Annotated in this window: 13 protein-coding genes and 4 pseudogenes; 5 read left to right on the top strand and 12 right to left on the bottom strand. The window is 60.8% G+C overall.

From position 1 onward, the window contains the following. Positions 1 to 160: 160 nt before the first annotated feature. From P3W85_RS44265 to P3W85_RS44210, 12 genes and pseudogenes are all read right to left on the bottom strand, one after another. Positions 161 to 1,159: an AraC family transcriptional regulator gene (locus P3W85_RS44265; RefSeq protein ID WP_276269480.1), complete on the bottom strand. Its 999-nt coding sequence runs from the start codon at positions 1,157 to 1,159 to the stop codon at positions 161 to 163. A 169-nt stretch (positions 1,160 to 1,328) separates the two neighbouring features. Continuing rightward, a pseudogene (locus P3W85_RS44260) lies at positions 1,329 to 2,288 on the bottom strand (IS5 family transposase). 206 nt (positions 2,289 to 2,494) lie between these two features. After that, positions 2,495 to 2,815: pseudogene (locus tag P3W85_RS44255) on the bottom strand (ATP-binding cassette domain-containing protein); the annotation flags it as partial. A 289-nt stretch (positions 2,816 to 3,104) separates the two neighbouring features. Continuing rightward, the gene (locus tag P3W85_RS44250; protein WP_276269479.1) at positions 3,105 to 3,929 is read right to left on the bottom strand and encodes an enoyl-CoA hydratase/isomerase family protein; all 825 of its coding nucleotides are present in this window, start codon (positions 3,927 to 3,929) and stop codon (positions 3,105 to 3,107) included. Positions 3,930 to 4,129: 200 nt separating this feature from the next. Further along, positions 4,130 to 4,345, bottom strand: coding sequence for a MaoC family dehydratase (locus tag P3W85_RS44245; RefSeq protein WP_276269514.1), 216 nt, complete (start codon positions 4,343 to 4,345; stop codon positions 4,130 to 4,132). A gap of 67 nt (positions 4,346 to 4,412) precedes the next feature. Then, positions 4,413 to 4,499: pseudogene (locus P3W85_RS44240) on the bottom strand (acyl dehydratase); the annotation flags it as partial. A gap of 159 nt (positions 4,500 to 4,658) precedes the next feature. Next, the gene (locus tag P3W85_RS45750; protein ID WP_430869726.1) at positions 4,659 to 4,850 is read right to left on the bottom strand and encodes a thiolase C-terminal domain-containing protein; all 192 of its coding nucleotides are present in this window, start codon (positions 4,848 to 4,850) and stop codon (positions 4,659 to 4,661) included. Between the two features lie 300 nt (positions 4,851 to 5,150). After that, a pseudogene (locus tag P3W85_RS44230) lies at positions 5,151 to 5,330 on the bottom strand (electron transfer flavoprotein subunit beta/FixA family protein); the annotation flags it as partial. After that, positions 5,287 to 5,532: a hypothetical protein gene (locus tag P3W85_RS45745; protein ID WP_430869725.1), complete on the bottom strand. Its 246-nt coding sequence runs from the start codon at positions 5,530 to 5,532 to the stop codon at positions 5,287 to 5,289. The pseudogene P3W85_RS44230 and the gene P3W85_RS45745, both read right to left, overlap by 44 nt. A 74-nt stretch (positions 5,533 to 5,606) precedes the next feature. Beyond that, positions 5,607 to 7,280 carry a class I adenylate-forming enzyme family protein gene (locus tag P3W85_RS44220; protein WP_276269478.1) on the bottom strand — a complete coding sequence of 558 codons (1,674 nt, stop codon included), beginning with the start codon at positions 7,278 to 7,280 and terminating at the stop codon, positions 5,607 to 5,609. Positions 7,281 to 7,877: 597 nt separating this feature from the next. Next, entirely contained in the window at positions 7,878 to 9,035 is a 1,158-nt protein-coding gene (locus tag P3W85_RS44215) for a CaiB/BaiF CoA transferase family protein (RefSeq protein ID WP_276269477.1), read from the bottom strand. A gap of 692 nt (positions 9,036 to 9,727) precedes the next feature. After that, entirely contained in the window at positions 9,728 to 10,708 is a 981-nt protein-coding gene (locus P3W85_RS44210) for a Bug family tripartite tricarboxylate transporter substrate binding protein (protein ID WP_276269476.1), read from the bottom strand. 636 nt (positions 10,709 to 11,344) lie between these two features. Here P3W85_RS44210 and P3W85_RS44205 point away from each other — a divergent pair. The 5 genes from P3W85_RS44205 to P3W85_RS44185 all read left to right on the top strand — a co-directional run. Next, positions 11,345 to 12,598, top strand: coding sequence for a CaiB/BaiF CoA transferase family protein (locus P3W85_RS44205; RefSeq protein WP_276269475.1), 1,254 nt, complete (start codon positions 11,345 to 11,347; stop codon positions 12,596 to 12,598). Positions 12,599 to 13,371: 773 nt separating this feature from the next. Then, the gene (locus P3W85_RS44200) at positions 13,372 to 13,779 is read left to right on the top strand and encodes a hypothetical protein (protein WP_276269474.1); all 408 of its coding nucleotides are present in this window, start codon (positions 13,372 to 13,374) and stop codon (positions 13,777 to 13,779) included. A gap of 484 nt (positions 13,780 to 14,263) precedes the next feature. Continuing rightward, entirely contained in the window at positions 14,264 to 15,382 is a 1,119-nt protein-coding gene (locus P3W85_RS44195) for a Re/Si-specific NAD(P)(+) transhydrogenase subunit alpha (protein ID WP_276269473.1), read from the top strand. A 20-nt stretch (positions 15,383 to 15,402) separates the two neighbouring features. After that, positions 15,403 to 15,735 (top strand): NAD(P) transhydrogenase subunit alpha, encoded by a 333-nt coding sequence (locus P3W85_RS44190; RefSeq protein WP_276269472.1) that lies wholly within the window; start codon positions 15,403 to 15,405, stop codon positions 15,733 to 15,735. A 2-nt stretch (positions 15,736 to 15,737) separates the two neighbouring features. Continuing rightward, positions 15,738 to 16,675: NAD(P)(+) transhydrogenase (Re/Si-specific) subunit beta (locus tag P3W85_RS44185; RefSeq protein WP_276269511.1), on the top strand; the 938-nt coding region annotated here is incomplete at its 3' end.

Genomic DNA, 16,675 nt, shown 5'->3' with positions numbered 1-16,675 from the left:
CAGCGTCGTCATCTGGGTACGGTCGCCTAATATCCGCCCTGCGGAGCTGATCTCCCGCAGTTGACGGACAGGCAACCCGCCACCTCCATGTGGCAGGTCGTCTCCTTTGTCATGCCGGTCACCGCGCGGGTGTACATCGACGATGGAGTTGGAGTTTTCCCTAGCGCCTCGTAATCCGAATCCGACGTGTCTGCGATGGCAGCTCGCCGAACGCTTCCCGATACACCTTGGCGAACATGCCAAGGTGCTTGAACCCCCAGTGCATCGCGACGTCAGCAACCGACACATAATCGCTATGGAGGAGTTCATTGCGCACGCCCTCCAGCCGAACCCGCTTCAAGTACGCCATTGGCGTGGTGCTCTTGAACGTGGCGAATCCCACTTGCAATGCGCGTACGCTGACGCCGGCGACGTTGGCAATATCCTCCACGGAAATGCTATCCCGCGCGTGGGCATGAATGTACTCGATCGCGGATCTTATGTGCCGTGGTGACGGTCCTGGTGCCTTGACCAGCAGCCTGTCGGCGTAATTGTGCGGCAAGCCCTCCAAGAAGGCCCCCACGGCAACGTCACGTATGCTGGCCGCCGTGGCCATCGCCGCCGATCCGGGAACACCAGGACCAAAGCACGTTTGCATCAAGTGCATCACTGCACGGCCCAGTCTCACCCCCTCCGATTCCGGAGACACCTCCGCCTGGAACATCACCGAACGCGTCAACGGTGCTTCCAGCAGCGACGATAGCCGCTGCGCGACATCTCCCATGCCGACCAAAAGCATCTCATAGCTGCCCGCGTGCCATTGCCATTCGCTCACCTTTGTCGCATCCAGTACTACGCACGCACCTGCGGACCAGACGTGCTCCTGCTGCCCAATTCGGGTGCGCAGGCCACCCTCGTGAAGCAGGACAAGCGCATAGCCGTCGAATGGGCGCTCAAACCGAAGCTCAAGGCCCGTTGGCGTACGGATTTGATTCGCGATCGGACCGCCGACGAGACTCGACGCCATATGCAGGTCGAGCTGACCATTCAGCCCAGGCTTGATTGCCACATCGCCGCAGAGCGGCCGCAACTGCGCTGCCAGTTCGTGCGTATCGCTCGCGATGAACAATTCGGCATTTATTTGTGCCACGTCAACCATTTCACCCTTTTCGCCAAACATCTGCATAGCTCAGGCCGGCGCAAGGGTGGCGCACATGGCCGACCACCTGCGCGAGTTCGCTGTTTCCCCAATTTGGGAAGCGACAGGTTTCTGCCGCTATTTTCTCCTATTGAAGGGCGTTGTTGCGTAAATCGAGTTTGCAGGTAAAGGAGCTCTTGTGGTCTTGATTTCATGCGATGCGGACAGACTGAGGGCGAGCGAGTGCCGCCGTGCGGTTCAGCACGCCTACGCGGATCGCCACCTCGGTCTCCTGGGACCCGACCTCGCATGCCCACAAGCGATTGCCTGTGAGCGTCTTGAGCCGGTACATCAGGTTCTCGACCAGCGAACGCCGGTGATAGCCGCAGGACTTTTTCCATTCGCGCCGGCCGGTTCGGGCAATGACGTCAATGGCTTCGTTGGGCCATGGTGCGCCGGGCGTGCTCTCGGGCCATGGCGTCGCTCCCTCACGCGCCGAAATCGGCGGTTGCGCATCGCGCGCGGCAATTGCCGCGTGGCATTGCTTGGCGTCGTACGCGCCGTCGCCGCCAATGGTGCCGATCGGCGTGTCGCTCGGGAGCTGTTCGAGCAGTTCGGACAACACATCGGCATCAACCACATCGTGATGCGTCATCAGATCCGCGCATATCCGGCCGGTCTCCGCGTCCATCGCCAGATGCATCTTGCGCCAGGTGCGCCGCTTCGAATCGCCGTGCTTGCGCACCTTCCACTCGCCCTCGCCGAAGACCTTCAGGGCCGTGCTGTCGACGACCAGATGCAGCGCCTGACCGGGGCGCTGCTCCGGCAGCACCACGTTCAGAACCTACGCGTGCCGACTCAGCGCCGGGTAGTTCGGCACTGGCAAGTCGGCGAAGGCGAGCTTGCGAAGGCTGCAGGCAAATCCCTGCAGGGCGCGCAACGGCAAACGAAACACCTGATTGAGCCCCAGCAGCATCTGAATGACGGCATCCGAGTAGACGCACGGGCGCCCACGCTTGCGCGATTCAAGCTCGGTGTCCTGCATCAGCACGCTCTTGTCGATCCACATCGTGACCTCACCCCTGGCGATCAGCCCGGCGTTGTATGCCGACCAGTTCCTGACGCGGTAGACACCCTTGGGCTCACGTGTCTTGTGCTCGTCCTTGCGCATCTTCTCGCACGAAAAATCGAGAATCTACGCAGGTGCGCCCCAAAGTTAACAGCCAGGCAGCCCCGCCGGCTGCGCGTAAACGTCACCATGTCGCGAGGTACCCTTCTATGCGACAACGCCGCCTAATACCGCTCACCCTCGAGACGGACCTATCCGGCCATTGCAAGAAGGAAAAGGCCCATGTCATCAAGCAATTGGAGCCAGTGTCAATGGCCACCCAGATAGGCCGCCTTGACTTTCGAATCTTTAAGCAGCGCGCGACCGGGGCCTTCCAACGTAATAGGGCCGGTTTCGAGAACGTACGCGCGATCGGCGACACCTAGCGCTTGCTTGGCCATCTGCTCAACGAACAGGATGGTCAGCCCTGATTGGCGCAAATTTTGAATCGCTTCAAGAATGTCCTTGATGATCTGGGGCGCAAGGCCGAGCGACGGCTCGTCGAGCAACAGTAAGCGCGGCTCGCTCATCAGCGCACGCGCAATGGCCAGCATCTGCTGCTCGCCACCTGACAACGTGCCTGCCATCTGGTCCTAACGCTCCCTCAATATCAGACGCAGCTTCGATGGCACGCACCACGAACTCCTCATCGATAGTCACGCGCACCCACAGATCGTGCAGCGGTTCGCCCGCCGCCACGGCTCGGGGGCGCTGAACCGATTGAAAGCAAAGGGCTTGCGATCGACAAGCTGGGCTTCCACGTCGTAGAGTCCATCGTCACGCAATACGCTCGCATGTCGATGGCGCGATGGTGGAGTTCCCTGCGTTTGCTGCCTTCAGATAGGGGCATTTCCGGATCCCGCACATAAGAGATGATTATTACTGGCCCTCGCGCTTGCGCTTCCTTAGGAGATCGCCTGCAGAAGGCTGCTGCACGCGCTTCTCGAGGAACGCGTGGAGCCGGTAGTCAAACTCGGGGCCTCCCATTGCGACGACCTGACCCAGGCCTTCGAGCAGGAACATGTCGTCGATGCTTGTCTCGAAAGTCCGAGACAAGATGAGCTTCGTCAATCCCCATACCTCTGCGGGTCCGCTTGCCAGCGATTGCGCCAGCTCCATGCCTCTTGCATCCAGTTCGTTGTCAGGAAGGACCTCGGAAGCGAGATTCAAGTTCTCGGCCTCGCCTGCATCAAGCACTTCCTCGGTGATGAAAAGTTTGCGGGCTTTTGCCAGCCCGACTAGGCGCGGCAGCGTGTAGAGCGCCAACGCGTCCGGCATGATCCCAAGCCGAAGCCAGGAAGCCGCGAACTTCGCGGTCTCGGACGCGATCATCATGTCGCCGGCGAGGGCCAGACCGAGGCCGCCCCCGACGGCATAGCCGCGAACGCCGACCAGGACGGGCTTCTCTACACGCATGAACGGCAGCAGCCACTGGCCCATGTCGCGAAAGCGTCGGTGTACGGCCCAAGGGTCTTGACGAACCTCATCGAGCGCATTCAGGTCACCACCCGAACAGAAATGGGGGCCCTTCGCTGTGAGATAGATCGCCCGCACCTCCCGGTCTCGCGCGGCGTCTGAAAAAGCCCGTGCCAGAGCCTCCCGCATGCCGTTGCTGAGCGAGTTGCGGGTCCTTTCCGAGGCAAGGCGAATGACTTCCACCGCCCCGACCCGCTCAGTCTCGACGTATGCCAACTCACGTTCCATGATGCAGGTGGCACTTTGCGTTGACCGGAAGCAGGAAATTCCGTTCCTCTACGACAGCTAAGACGGTGCTCATGCGGGACTCCAACTGTTCGATATCTGCGTTCGTGTTGAAGTCCATTTTGACGGGAATACAGCAGGCTGCGGGTTATAATTTCTAACACCAATGATCAGCCGCTCTTACCAGACCCGCACGCGCACATTCAGTCCTTGGTACGGCGCTTGTACATGAGAGTGATCTTCATCTCCTGGACCACAGTGCCGTCATGCTTGACGCACTGGCGGAGAAAGGTGACCGCGCCGCGGTCCGGCATACTTGACTCCCTTTTCTCCAGCACGCGCGAATGCATCCGGATGGTATCGCCGTGCTTCACGGGGCTGAGCATGCGCCCGTTGTCGATCTGCAGGAGCGCCGGCATCGTACCGGTTAATGCCGCTGGCATACTTCAGTCTGTTCATGGTGCCATATATCAGCGACCTGTGAGCGGCCGGCTCACCAGATGGTGTTGTCTTGCAGCACTCGAAGTTGGTGTGGACTTCCTTCAAGTCGCCTGTGAGGCAAGCGAAGTTCACAATGTCGGTGGAGGTGACGGTATGCGCGGGCACCACGAACTCGAACTCACTTCAAAGTCCTCGAAGTAGCAGCCGCACGGCTCTATCTGAATAGTCATGGCATGTCCTATTACCGTCTTGCAAAGTGTCGGGGTTTCTCAGAGACGTGCTGGGGACTTCTCAGCCCTTGGCGTTGGCAGGAATAACAGTGCAGTGCGCCGAAAGGACGCTGCCTTCATTGTTCACGAGCGCGACTTCGGCACCTTGAACCTGGCTTTCGCCAAGCCCCCCTCTTAGCTCGCGTACCGCTTCCACGATGTCGATGAGGCCGCTGGCCGCTCCTTGCCATACAGCGTTCGCACCCGCAGGCATTCACGCAACAACGCCATGGCTACAGCGCCGCCAACAGCGTCACAGCCAGGAAAAGGTCCGGCAACCACCCCATAGGCGGCGATACCGAATAGTCGGCGCATCGTCGCTTCTGTGATCGCCGCGAACGCTTGGAGTACTTCATTCTGGCTAGCGGCTGGATGGCACCGCAGATGCCAGCTACCACATACAGCCGGGGCTGTACGATCCTGTCCGTCCGGCCCACTTACCAGTCGTTGGGGGCGTAGCCCACATCCGCATTCGCTGGTCACTCTCACCTTGTAGGCACTAAGGTCGGCCTGCTGGCGGGTCGGCCGGCGCGGCGAGCATCTGGCCGGTCCGGTTGGCGTCGTCGTCGATAACCCGCTTACTTGGGATCACGAGGTCCGGTTGCCATCCCTTTTTCTTCGGCCGCACTGCCTTTTCAACGGGAACTTCGCTAAAGGGGTTCATGCTCATCTTCTCGTTGAAACGGTCGACGCCGCAGTTGCCGACCGAGCAGTGCGAATACGGCGTGGCCATGCTCGGCGCCGTCGCGCTGCGCCGAGAGACTGCGACCCTTCATCTCGTTGATGCCAGCACCCGCGCAAAACGCCCTCTCGCCTTCGCCAGTGACGATCAGATCCCAAGCTGTCGATCCCACGGCCTGCTTGATGCACTCGCCAGTTTGAGTGATCTGCTCCAAGGTCAGCGCGTTCAGCGCTGAGGGGTGCCGGATGGTCGGGACCGCAAACTTTTCGTCTTGCGTGAATTAGATCATCAGGCAGAGGCGCGATAGCGTACGGGTTCGGGCTGCAGCTTGCCGCTCGCCACCCACTGCGTCAGTTCACGCTTCAGTATTTTCCCGCTGGCAGTCATCGGGAACTCCGATACGACCGCAAAGAATTCCGGCATGTCGAATTTGGAAAGTCCTTCTCGCGCTAGGTGCTGCAAGATCTCATCGCCGGCCGGAGTCTTGTCGTCGCTAATGATGGCAAGGCAAACCTTCTCGCCCAAGCGTTCATCGGGCACCCCGAAAGCCGCAGCCTTCTTCACGGCGGGATGACGGTGGGCATACTCCTCGATGTGAGCAGGATGGATGTTGTGCCCGCCTCGGATAATCAGGTCCTTTTTGCGACCCACGATCTGCAGGTTGCCTGCGGCGTCGAAACGCCCCAGGTCGCCACTCAGGAACCAGCCGCTGCTGTTGAATGAACTCTCGGTCGCCGACTGGTTGTTGAAGTAACCGAGCATCAGCACGCCGCCGCGGCCACCGATCTCACCCAGCTCATCCGGGGCAGCCTCAAGATCGGGGTTTTCCGGATTCCACAGGCGCACTTCATAACCCACGCAGGCCTTGCCGCAGGTACTGGTGATAACCTCGGCGGGATCCGCAGGTTTGGTGTACTGGTGGGAGCCGTTCTCGGTCATGCCGTAGACGTTCTGTGGCTTTGCCCCGAGCGCGAGCATGCGGGCAGCAACCTCGCTTGGGATCAAGGACCCCGCCATATAGAATACCTTGACGGCGCCGATCTTCGTCAAACTGCGTTTATCGATCTCCTGGAGCAAATCGATCGCGTGAGTCGGCACCCCCATGACGTATGTAGCGCCAGTGGTCTCGATCCAATCAAGAGCCCTAACACCTGCCGAAGGATCGTGGATGACGAGTTCGCAGCCTGCTACCAGCACTTGCTCCAGCGCGACCGTTCCAACGTGGTGGCTCATCGGACTCAACGTCAGCAGCACTGTGTCGCGGTTCAACCCCCAGTCGGCAACCATCGCGCGGCCGTTGGCCAACAATGTGTTGTCGCTGTGCATCACGCCCTTCGGCGTACCTGTGGTACCGCTGGTGAACGCTAGGTACACAATCTGATCCGGATGAGTGCTGGGCGGAGCAAGCGGAATGCACGACTCCTGCCCCGGCATAGGCATAGAATGCGCGCCCGACGGAAGCTGCGTCTCAGGCAAGTGCAGCGCCGGCAGCGCGTAGATCCGCTTCATGTGCCTGAGGCCGGCCGCGGCCCCAAAGATGTCCGCCGTCACTGCGTCGGCTCCGTAGCCCGGCTGTGCGAAAAGCGCACGGCACTCGATGCGTGATAGCAGCGTCACTACCTCGGCAACCGTGTAGTTCTGGTGCAGAGACGGGTTGCATACGTACCCATTGCGCGAGCACGCGAGCAGCACGACCGCGCTTTCCAGCCGATTGGGCAACCAGATCGACACGCGGTCGCCGCGATGCAGGCCGGCGTCGTGGAGATTGGCTGCTACGGCATCCACCCACGCTACGAGCGCGCTCCAGGTGAGCCGTCTCTCACTGTCACGCACGGCGTAGGCGTTCTCGCGCTCCGTCGCATTCCTGCGAGCAAGCGAATACAGCGTATCGGTCTGCCAGATACCCGACAGATAGTGCTCTCTGGCAGCGGCTGGATCGTGCAACGTGAGAAGGTGAGACATGATTTTGACTCCGAGATGCAAGCTATTCATTGGCCGAAGCGCGACGCATCGGGGCGGCAACGCTCAGTGAAGGCCTTGGCGAGTTCATCGTGCTACTGGGCTTCCAAGTAGGCTTGCAGCACAACAACCCGAGATCGCTCTGGCGCTGCTAGTGCTCATACAGCAAGCTGTGTGCCAAGTCGCCATCGACGCCTCCGTCCTCGTTCGCAATAAAAAGTGCCGGCCCAATTAAGCGTTCCTTGCACAAGTGATCGCTGCCGCGTGTCTTCATCAAGGACAGGTGCGCGCTGCACAGAAGGAACGTGCCCTCAGTGAAGGCACTGCCTTCGACAGAACAACACAAGGCTGAGCTTCCTGCATGATTCCTCCCTGGAATGAGACCCATGTTTGAGCCGAGTTGGCAATCCTCGCTGAGCGCGATTCGCGAGCTAGACGGCTTCAGGAACTGCACTTACGATCTCAATCAAAGGATCGAGAAAAGCCCCGGCATCTAGCCACCAGCAGCAGATACCGCCGAGCGGGGCGAATGCTCCTTCAACGATCGACATGAACGTGGCCGCTCCATGACCCTGAACGGCACGGCGCGGACTGCCCGGCTCAGTCCGGCTCAGCGCGAACGTCGGCGTTCGCCTCACCGAGGACTGGGTACTCGCTCGAACTCTCCAGTCGGAAATGGCGCCCTAGCGGGAGCGGCACCGCAGGAATCTCGGTGCCGCTCCCGCTTGAGACGCGCCCGGCGAAGAGTCCACGTTCGCGGAAATGGGGGGTGTCGACCGCCTCTTGCAGCGACTTCACTATCGATACGCAGGCGTCAACACCTTCGAAGCGGTTCACCCAGTCGTCCGCCGTCTTGGTCTCTATGATGGCCGCGATTGCCGCGCGAGTCGCGGGCGGATCCGCAGCATCGTCCAGTAGATGCTGCGCGTCTAGGACGCGAAGGAAGTTCTCCCAGAATTTCTGCTCCAGCGGCGCGCAAGCGAGGAAACGGGCGTCGAGCGTCCTGTACACCTGATAGCGCGGCGTACCACCGGTCACGACGTCACCACCCGGTGTGGGCCACTCGCCTGCCGCGAATCCGTTACCTAGCCCCCAATATATTAAGGTGAACAAGTTATCCGCCATCGCGACATCAATAAAGCGTCCTTGCCCATCCTCCTCGCGGGCGCGCAGTGCGAGCAGAATGTTCATCATGGCCGGATAGGCTCCTCCCGAGATGTCCGCGGCGAGGGTATTCGGCAGACCAGGTGTGCCATCAGCTCCCGCCGTCAGCCCCATCAAGCCGGTTTCTGCCTGATAGTTCAGGTCGTGAGCGGCCATATTGGCCAGCGGGCCATACTGACCCCAGCCAGTGATAGCGCAATAGACGAGACGGGGATTCAAAGCCCGCATCGCTTCGTAACCCAGACCTAGCCGCTCCATCACGCCTGGGCGGAATTGCTCGATGAGCACATCAGCCGTACGCACGAGGGCAATGGCTTCCTTTTGCGCGGCGGCATCCTTGAGGTTGAGAGCGACTGAGCGCTTGCCCTGGTTCAACAGTGCGAAGTTCACGCCATCAGTGCCGAATCTCGGCAAGTACGAGCGCATCTCGTCGCCACGGCCTGGTCGCTCAACCTTGATCACCTCAGCCCCAGCCTGCGCCAATAGCAGACTACACATAGGTCCGGGCAGCAGGGTGCTGAAATCGACGACGCGGATGCCGGCCAGGGGGCCGCGCTGGATGTTTCGCTGCCAAAGAGTCTTTTGCGTATTCATGTTAATTTGTGCAGCAAGCTCTGTGCCAGTGGCCGAAGCCCCATTCAGTGCCCGACTGGCGGTAAGGTGTCCGTCGTGAAGACACCAGATGTCATTCTCGCGAACACGGCAATACGCACCCACTACAAGACATGCTATTGGCACAGCATAGGACTTTCGTATTCACGGAATCTATCATTTCCTAGCAGTACACGCTGTGTGTTCATTCAGGTTCGCAGCCCGAAATCACATCATTGAGGAGCGGCCTGCGCTCTCATCACGCCCATGGCATAACGTGGCGACCAACATCCCAACACCGCCTTGCAGCCCAGCTGCATCTGCCGCGTAGATCAAAGGGCTCGAGTTTCGTGTCAGGTCGAATGCGAAGCCGACCATGTAGTCAGAGGCGATCTTCGAGACACGCCGCGCGATTCGTAGTGCCGGCTCTCATTCTCATGCTAGAACGGCCGCGCGTCGGAGCCGATCGGCGTCAAGTTCCGGCAGAGGGCTACCATTGCGGTTTCAACCGCCTTGTCCGGTCCGCGTGAAAGGTGATGATGCTCGGCGACCCGCAGCCGATCTCAAGAGTCACTGTCTCCATGTCCCCACCGCCTGCAACGCCTCCCCGCCCACCATTGTGACGCGGCGCGTAGCACCTCGCGACGAGAGGTAGCCTTAGAACACTCTCGTCAATCAACTGAAAACCGAAGCGGTCAGTCCGCTTTGATTCTAGCTGTTTCGATCACCTTGGCCCATTTCTCCTGTTCTTCTCGCTGGAACTGGCCGAGCCTCTCAGGCGTCCCGCCTGCGGGCACAGCGCCGAGTTCCCTCAGGCGCTTTGCGATATTCGGGTTCTTGAGCGCCACATCGACCTCCGCCGACAGGCGCTTAACGACCTCCGGTGGTGTACGCGCGGGCGCGTAAAGCGCGGACCATGACGAGGCTTCGAAGTCATCCATGTTCAACGCCTCCGCCACCGTCGGCACCGCAGGAAATTCTGCCAACCTCTCCTTGGTGGTCACGGCGAGCATGCGAAGCTTGCCGGCCTTTACGTATGGTGAGCTGCTCAGCAACGTGTCGAACATCACGTGTATTTGGCCTGCAACGACGTCCGCGACCGCAGGCGCCTGGCCCTTGTATGGGATATGCGTCATGAAAGTGCCAGTGCGGAACTTGAAGTACTCTGGCACTAGGTGCGACGAGCCGCCGTTCCCAGCAGAGGCGAAGTTCACCTTGCCAGGATTCGCCTTCAGGTAGACCATAAGCTCTGCCAACGTCTTCACCGGCAGCGCCTCCGCGTTGCTGACGATGACGATCGGCACCGTCAGCACAAGGGACACGGGGGCAAGTTGCCGCGACGGATCATAGGGAATTTTCTCATGTAGTTTGGGGTTGATGGCAATCGTTCCGGTGCTGGCCATCAGGAGAGTGTAGCCGTCCGCTGGCGCATTGACAGCATCCACTACTCCAATGAAGCCGTGCGCACCGGACTTGTTTTCGATCAACACAGGCGTCCGTAGCGATTCACCTATCGCCTGCCCGATCACGCGCGCAGCCACGTCGGTCTGCCCACCTGGTGGAAAAGGCACGATGATCCGAATAGGTTTCCCCGTGGGCCAGCTCCCCTGCGCAGCAGCTCCTACGCCGGCCAGTGCGAGCCCCACCGCAAGAAGCGCACAACGCACAGAACTCATGAGAATGTCTCCTTAGAATATTATGGCATTCGCCCAATGGCGCGATATATATTGTTGGCTCGCCCGTCCGGCGCAGTCCAGTCATCTTTTCCAACCGTCGGTCACAAGAAAGCTAACTCGCGGGACACTGCAGCTTGCTCCCGAGCCGCGGCAGCAGGTCACGGCTCGACTGAACGCGAATCGAGTAGCCGTAGAACTAACGGCCCTCAAGCCGTGCACCGACGTCTCCTTCATCGAGAAGTTCCGCGACGTAGTGGGTCTCTACCTCAGCCCACGCGAGTATGTGAAGCTGATGGGGCTCCCCTCACGGCTTTCAGATCGTGGCCAATTCAGCTCCGGTGTGCAATGTGCTGTTAGCCAAGTGCCATTCGCTTCGCCCAGAGTATTCGAGTGGCCGATTACCGAAACGCGCGATGCCGTAAAGCATGTTCGGGTGGCTTTAGTCAGCCCGGGCGGGCGGCTAGCAGATGAGCGGACAAACATGCCCATGCCATCCCGCCGATGGCTACAGTGGGACAGCCGAACTTACCGTCTCCCACAAAAAATCCGACTCGACTCGGCGTGCCCTCGACCCGAGAATCTGACAGTTCGCCACCTAACAACGTCATAGCCATGCCAAGCAGAAGCCCCGCGCCCTTGCCCCTCAAGGGCATCAAAGTCGTCGAACTCTCCCACCTCGTTGCCGGCCCGCATTGCTGCCAGATGCTCGCCGACGAAGGGGCGCAGGTCATCAAGGTCGAGCCACCAGGGGGGGAACTCACCCGACACAGGCAGCCAACGCGCCAGGCTGCCGACGGCGAGGTCACCGCGTACTACGCATCGTTGAACCGTGACAAGGAAAGCGTCGTGCTGGACCTCAAGAACCCAGAGGGCGCCAGAGTCCTGGCCAAGCTGCTCGAAACCGCGGACGTGTTCGTTACCAATATGCGCACGTCGGCCCTGGAACGACTGGGCTTTCATCCGAATGCACTGCACGAGCGGTACCCGCGCCTCGTCATCGCCTGCATTTCCGGTTTTGGCATGGAGAATTCTGGCGAACATGCGGACCGCGCGGGCCTCGCGATGGTCGCTGAAGCCATGGCCGGAGCCACGGGCCTGACCCGCGACCACTCCGGCAATGCCGTGTGGTGCGGCTTTGCACTGGGCGACATCATGGCAGGCGTGTCGGCGCACGCCGCCATCCTTCTGGCGTTGCGAAATCAGGAACGCTACGGAATCGGCCGCGTCATCGACGTGGGATTGGTCGAATGCATGCTCCCTATGGTGTCCGTCGCACTGGGCCGCGTTCAGATAGAAGACAAGGAGACCTCCGACTTCGCCGGCTCCAACAACTTCCACGGTGTCCCATATGGCGCGTTTCCGGCCGCGGACGGTGCCGTCAACATCGGTTGCAACCGCGACGACTTCTGGCGCCGATTGTGCGTTGCGATGGGGCGCCCCGAGTTGGCCTCGGACGAACGATATGCGACATACAGTGATCGCGTCAAACACCAGAGGGAAGTGCACACCATCACGGAGGCCTTCACCCGTGCGCACACACGGGCCGAGATCGCGGCGAAGCTGATCGACGTGGACGTTCCCGTGGCCGGAATCCTGAGCATGCGAGAAGTGGTCGCCGACGAGTACCTGCATAAGCGCGGTGCCCTAAGGCAAGTGGACGACGGGTTCGGCGGCACCTTCACGCTGCCCGCGAACGCTGCATGGCTCGACAACACGGCACACACGCCTCGCGTCCCTCGCCTCGGCGAGCAGCGCGATGCGGTACTCGCCCGCGAACTCAGCCTCTCGGCTGTGGACATCGCACGGCTTGAGCGAGCTGGCGCGTTCGGGACCGCGAAGGTTGCCAAGTCCAGCGACAGCAAGCCAGCAGCGTCGTCCATGCTGGACTAACGCAGTCCATATGACAAGGAAGAGTACGTCGACCGCCCTTCGCGAGGCTGACGGACCTCTACCCGCATACTCGCAGTTCAGACGACCAAAACGACGTAGCTCGCGGGTCTAACACCGACCTGAGGCCGCTTTAATTCAGCGCACAACCTGGAAGGTGACCACGACGATAAATTGCCTTACCTGTCTGGTCGAGAGGTCAAGAAATGAAGACGGACGACGTCATCCGGATTCCACTTGGCGTCAAACATTGACACGGCGTAGCGGTCCAACTGAGCCCCTCGGCCTTCCTTCTCCCCGCCATGACGAACAACCATGAGCAATTGGTCTCGCCCACGGTGTTGGGATGCATTACCAAAGCGGAGACAAATGACGCCACACCGCGGCGCTCAGATGCCATCGACGGATGTCCGAAGAAAGCGGCAACGACAAATTTTCAACAATCCATGAAGGGGTTCACAAATTCTGCCCGAAGACTTGTCGGCTTACTGAAACTGCAGCACATCGCCAACGTCAGACACGCCAAGTTGGCACAGCCCTTCCCATATACCCCCGCCGGTTGCCACTGCAATGTCTTTCGCACACAAGTTGTGTAGTCGGAAAGTGCACAATTGGCTATGCATCTGGATCCGTCCGAAGACACTCCTCTCCTCCGCATCGGCGGAAACCAAGTCTGGACGCCACCCCGAGTGCCTTCTGGCGTATCGGAGCTCCTTGGCACGGCGCTTGCAGTAAGAGAAATATCGCTGAATGGAACCGTCTCAAGGAGACACGCAATGACCAAGCAAATTGCCACGGTACACGAGATCGTTGCGGCCGACCTTTCGATGGCGCGAACCAGCGAAGCACATGGAGTTCAAGGAGAAGAGGACGCCGCAATTCAAGGGCCGACAATGGCAAGCAACCAGAGCCAGGCGATTCACACAATCGACCAGAACATCCAAGGTCGAGCGAGAGAGAACGCAGGTGAAGCAACCCTGCGCGGACTAATCGACAAATGGTTAGGCCCCACCTCCACCACGTCGGCACGCATTACACGCGTGCGCTCCCCGCAACTACGCCCGGGTGGTTGCGTGCGAGTCGAGGTAGTTCGCGCTTCGGACGAGCTTTCGCTCTATTTTTTTCGCCACGAGGACGGAGCTTGGCGTGTGTTTCCGCCGCGAGATGCAAGGCTTGTTTGTTGAGTCTTCATTCTCGGCGTTCTCAGTACGGCGTTTATCTTCTTTCCAGCATTACTGCATGGTCACCAGGACATTGCATTTTCCGATGCGAGTTAGATAGCGCTGACAGGTGTGACGTGCCGCAATTCGCTTCCATGAACTGGTATGTCATGGCCAAGCACGAAAGGCGCCTATGAAGGGCGTTATTGATCGGTCCGGAGGAAACCCAGGCCCAGATTCGAGATACCTGACCAGAAACACGGCTCAGGTGATGAGCCTGTTTGGCCTCGGCATTTTATGGAAGCAGTCCATCATGAGCACGTAAAGCACCGGAAGCACTTGAAATCGGCACAAGCCCACCAGTCGTGGTCAATCCGAAACATATTCCGCGTCGGGAGACCCCGATGGCAAGGCACCTGCCGCGTCGAGCACAAAGGCTATTCGTCTGCGATTTGGCCAGAGCTGAGCGGCAATTTGAGATAACACCGTTAGAGTGAGGAGAGAGTAGATGCACATAGGCATCCCGCAGGAGGCGCGAGCAGGTGAGGCGCGCGTGGCTGCGACCCCGGAGACAGTCAAGAAATATGTCACCCAGGGGCACCAAGTCATTGTCCAATCGGGCGCGGGAACGCGCGCCAGCCAACCGGACGCCGCATACGAGGCAGTGGGCGCCACCATCGGCACCGCGGCCGACGCTCTAGGTGCGCAACTGGTCCTGAAGGTGCGCGCACCGACCGACGCTGAACTTACGCTGATCAAGCCGGGCACCGTGCTGGTCGGCATGCTCAATCCCTTCGACGCGGAAATCAAGGCGCGCATGGACGAGGCCGGGGTGATCGCCTTCGCGCTGGAAGCCGCGCCGCGTACCACGCGCGCGCAGAGCATGGACGTGCTCTCATCCCAAGCCAATATCGCCGGCTACAAGGCCGTGCTGGTTGCCGCCCAGCATTACCAGCGCTTTATGCCAATGCTGATGACCGCCGCCGGCACAGTCAAGGCGGCGCGCATGCTGATCCTCGGCGCCGGCGTGGCCGGCCTGCAGGCGATTGCCACCGCCAAGCGGCTGGGCGCCGTGATCGAGGCTTCCGACGTGCGTCCCGCCGTCAAGGAGCAAATCGAATCACTGGGCGCCAAATTCCTAGATGTGCCGTTCGTCACCGACGAAGAGCGCGAGATCGCGCAGGGCGTGGGCGGCTATGCCCGTCCCATGCCGGTGGACTGGATGCGGCGCCAGGCCGAACTGGTGCACGAGCGCGCCAAGGCTGCCGACATCGTCATCACCACCGCACTGATCCCGGGCCGCCAGGCGCCTGTACTGCTCAAGGAAGAGACCGTGCAGGCCATGAAGCCGGGCTCGGTGGTGGTCGATCTGGCCGCCGCGCAGGGCGGCAACTGCCCACTCACGGTGGCCGACGCGGTGGTCGAGCAACACGGAGTCACGCTAATCGGGCACACCAACCTGGCCAGCATGGTAGCGGCTGACGCCTCGGCCCTCTATGCGCGCAATGTGTTCGACTTCCTCAAGCTCGTGATCGACAAGGAAGGTCAGTTCACACTGAACCTGGACGACGACATCGTCGCCGCCTGCTTGATGACCAAGCGCGCCGAAATGGCACTGGAACAATAAGACACCGCCAAGGAACTGACATGGAAGGCATAAACCATACGGTGATCAACCTGATCATCTTCGTGCTAGCGATCTACGTGGGCTACCACGTGGTCTGGACGGTAACGCCCGCCCTGCACACCCCGCTGATGGCCGTGACCAATGCGATCTCGGCCATCATCATCGTCGGCGCCATGCTGGCCGCCGGCCTGACCGAGGGCCCGGTGGGCCGCACCATGGGCACGCTGGCGGTGGCGCTGGCCGCGGTCAACGTGTTCGGCGGCTTCCTGGTGACCCAGCGCATGCTGGAGATGTTCAAGAAGAAGGAACCCAAGGCCAAGGCCGGCAAGGGTCACGAGGAGGGCGCCAAGTGAGCATGAACCTCGTCACCCTGCTCTACCTGCTCGCCTCGGTCTGCTTCATCCAGGCGTTGAAGGGCCTGTCCCACCCCAGCTCCGCGCGGCGCGGCAACGCCTTCGGCATGATCGGCATGGCCATCGCCGTGGTGACCACGCTGGCGCTGATCGTCAAGCTCAAGAATGAATTCCTCGCCATCGGCGCCGGCCAGTCTTCGGTTGCCGAGGGCATGGCGCTGATCTTCGGCGCGCTGGTGGTCGGCGGCGGCATCGGCGCGATCGTGGCCAAGCGGGTCGAGATGACCAAGATGCCCGAGCTGGTGGCGGCGATGCACTCGCTCATCGGTATGGCCGCGGTCTGCATCGCGGTGGCCGTGGTGGCCGAGCCGTCGGCGTTCAGCATCACGCCGCCGGGCTCGCACGATATCCCGTTCGGCAACCGCTTCGAGCTGTTTATCGGTTGCTTCGTCGGCGCCATCACCTTCTCCGGTTCGGTCATTGCCTTCGGCAAGCTGTCGGGCAAGTACAAGTTCCGCCTGTTCCAGGGCGCGCCGGTGTCCTTCGCCGGGCAGCACCTGCTGAACCTGCTGCTGGCGGTGGCCATGATTGGCTTTGGCATCATCTTCTGCCTGTCGCAGGACTGGCTGCCCTTCCTGCTGATGCTGGCGATCGCCTTCGTGCTGGGCGTGCTGATCATCATCCCGATCGGCGGCGCGGACATGCCGGTGGTGGTGTCGATGCTCAATTCGTACTCGGGCTGGGCGGCGGCGGGCATCGGCTTCTCGCTCAACAACCCGATGCTGATCGTCGCCGGCTCGCTGGTGGGATCGAGCGGTGCCATCCTCTCGTACATCATGTGCCGCGCGATGAACCGCTCCTTCTTCAACGTGCTGCTCGGCGGCTTCGGCGGCGCACCCGCGGCGGCGGCGGCCGGCGGCCAGGCGCAGCGCAACGTGAA

Origin of the sequence: Cupriavidus basilensis (genome assembly GCF_029335485.1) — a bacterium.
Classification (GTDB): Bacteria; Pseudomonadota; Gammaproteobacteria; order Burkholderiales; family Burkholderiaceae; genus Cupriavidus; species Cupriavidus basilensis_E.
This window is presented reverse-complemented; position numbering and strand designations above follow the sequence as displayed.